General features: G+C 42.3%; 2 protein-coding genes. Both read right to left on the bottom strand.

The features are described 5' to 3' along the window. On the bottom strand, nt 1-206 hold a 206-nt coding region (locus SAE01_RS24245), incomplete at its 3' end, for a hypothetical protein (RefSeq protein WP_147206420.1). A 118-nt stretch (nt 207-324) separates the two neighbouring features. Further along, on the bottom strand, nt 325-3,087 hold a 2,763-nt coding region (locus SAE01_RS24660), incomplete at its 5' end, for a beta strand repeat-containing protein (protein ID WP_170234267.1).

Here is a 3,087-nt window from a genome sequence, read left to right as displayed (position 1 = left end):
CCGAAAGTGGTAAAGTTGCTACCGGCAATGCTACCCTGGTTCGAAATTGAACTACCCCCCGTATTGACAGTAACATCGTATACAACGATGATGCTGTCACCTGGCGATATCGTGCCAATAGCAGGAATGGTTTGAGAAAATGCATTGGTGCTTATGGCAAGCAAGGCAATAATCCAACTTCTATTAAGCATAAATGTATATTTCATATGAGTTCTTTAGGTTGTGTTTAAATACCAGCTTTTTGTTTTTCATGGTGTCATCGTTGCGTTGGTATAACTTCTTCTGTTTATCTTTTCGCAACTTTAATATCGGAAGTTATCATTCTTATTGGCATGCTGTTCCAACAAACCCCCCACCTCCTCCTGCTACATTGTTTAATGCGCTTCCTGTTGCAGCAGTAACAAGTTTTCCTTGAATGAAACTTACAACTGCAGCATCGTTATTATTTGCTCCACCGTAACCTGGTAGTCGAACAGTTGTACTCTGTCGTTGTCTTACTCTAAAATCAGTTCCACCATTACGACCTGAACCAGTAATCGTGTTTGATCCAACATTAAAGCAAATAAGAAAATTATCGCCTGGTGTCACCCCGCCGTTTAAATGCAATCCCTGGAACACGCCGCCTATAGCGGGGTTTACTCCGGGGTTGGATATAGTATTACCAGAAATTGTTGCAATTATATTTCCGCTATAGGCAATACCTGCCCCGGCTTGTATTTGTATTCCCTGGTTATTGTACTGTCTCACGTGGTTATTTGTAATATTTAAAGTAAACCTGCTAGTATTGTTGTTTACCGCAAGGGAACCTGAACCGGCATGCTGAAACTTCATTCCATCCCCTTCAAGAGAACCTGAATTGGCAACGCCTACAACGCCTACCGTATTACCATTAATTGTTGCAGTGTAATTGCCAGTACCAACCGATTTAACAAAGAGTAGCGCATGACCAACTGCATCTCTAAAGGTGTTAGCAGACATATTAACAGTAAAAGTTCCGCTGGCACCGCCAAATATGCTTAGACCACCGCCACCGGTAGCAATAGCCGGGAAATTGTTTGAAAAGTTACTTCCGGTGATAGAAAGGTCACCCCCTCCGGTTCCATCCGCAATTATTTGAAACAAGTCTCCGGGGGCTGAAGTGAAAGTACAGTTTTGAATAGTTACATTGACTGTCGATGACCCCAAACCCTCTACCTGCACTGCATCGTTGTTAGATGCAACTCCAATAGTAGTAGAAGATAAAGTAAGGCGATTTAGAGAACCGGCAGTGTTAGAAACCCAAAGATTGTTTGCATAGCCGCCGCTTAGGTTCGAGGTGGAGACAGAGCAGGAACCCGTTAGTTCGAGGAAATAAAGGCTGCTCTCGTTATAGCCGCCACCTGCATTACTTCCATTGGTTCCATTAATAATTGAATTATCTAAAGTAAATCCGAAAACATTATAACCATAAATCCCGTAGTTGTCGAAGTGATTCATTTGCAACCAGGAAAATGAAGGGCTTTTTGTATTTCTAAGAATTATACCAACTCCGCCAATAGTAGATAAGTCGGCAGTTGCATTTAAAGCAGTATTGGTAATATCGACACCTGTTTTGTGTTGTATTGTTCCTCCTGTACCAGCAGAACTGTTACCAGTTACTGTTAGTCCTGCCGTTACCCCGGTGTTGTCCAGAATGATCCCTCTACCCGCCGTACCAACAGCCGTTCCAGCAGAGATACTTCTGAAAGTCAACCCACTTGCTCCAATTGTTGTATTAGCGATGTTTAAAGCTGTACCTGAAGTGGTAGTTATTGTATTTATTATTGTAGAGTTATTTTGGGTTACGGTAACTGTTCCACCGCCTGTTGCAGTAAAGGCAGCGTTAGCGCCGGTGTTTAAATTAATTCCACCTGTAAAGTTTATAGTAGCACCAGTATTCGAGGTTAGGTTAATACCTGTACTTGTTCCTGTTGAACTAACAGCACCGCTAAATAAGGTAGTACCGCCGCTAGTACCTGATATATTTATTGCACGGTTTGTATTAGATTGATCTATTGTTCCTGCATAAGTTACCGGGATTGCCCCACCGCTCACATTAAAGGCTGCCCCAGTGCTTCCACCTTTTATGGCACCGGCATTGATAGTAATGCTGCTTCCACCGGTGCCTGTAACATTGGTTAAAGAAATGCCTGAAGATGCAACAGCACTATTTGCAGTATTGGTGGTAATATTTGAGAACGTCATTGCATTTGAACCAACAGCCACACTCGATAAATTCAGCGCTGTACCGGTAGTAGCTGTAATTGCATTAGCTGAACCTGTTATATTTACTGTTCCGCTACCTGTTGCACTAAAGCCAGTTCCAGAAGTTGTATTTATATTTAGTCCACCATTGCTGAAGTTAATAGTTGTGGTTCCATTAGTAGATAAGGTAACAGCATTACTTCCTGCGGTATTGAATATTTTTGAAGCATTACTAAAGTCAATTGTGCCGCCACCAGTGCTTCCCGATACATTAATTCCAGTACTGCTTCCAGTTGAAGATAAAGCCCCTGACAAAGTAATGTTGTTGCCGGTCCTGTTCACTATGTCAACCAATCTTCCTGCTGTTGATTTTGTGATGGTTCCAGCATAAGTGATTATTGCATTACCTCCACTAACATTAAACACTGTTCCTGAACCAACCAGAGATCCTGTTTCTCCGTTGATTGTTCCTGCTATGTTTGTTAGCGTAACTCCATTTGTTGCAGTTCCGCCAGCAGTAAGGCCTGAGAAATTAAGGTTAACTGTAGAAGTACCTGAGGCTTGTGAAAGACTTAATGCGGCACCGTTGGTAGCGCTGATAGCGCCGGTACTATTTGTTACAATAAGCTGTCCTGTATTATTAGAACCAAGTAAACCCATACCGTTAGCGGTGGTAATAGCCAGGCTGCTGAAAGTTACATTGCCACTATTATTTTGAATAGATACCCCATCAGTTCCTGAACTAACTGTGGTTGTTCCAAAGGTTGGTACAATGGTAGATGAACCCGAAATAAGTATGCCCTGAGTGGTAGTGCCACTAATAGCAGTGTTACCAAAGTTGTACGTTCCTGCAACTGCATTTAA

The sequence above is a fragment of the Segetibacter aerophilus genome (assembly GCF_007991655.1).
GTDB classification, from domain to species: Bacteria; Bacteroidota; Bacteroidia; order Chitinophagales; family Chitinophagaceae; genus Segetibacter; species Segetibacter aerophilus.
This window is presented reverse-complemented; position numbering and strand designations above follow the sequence as displayed.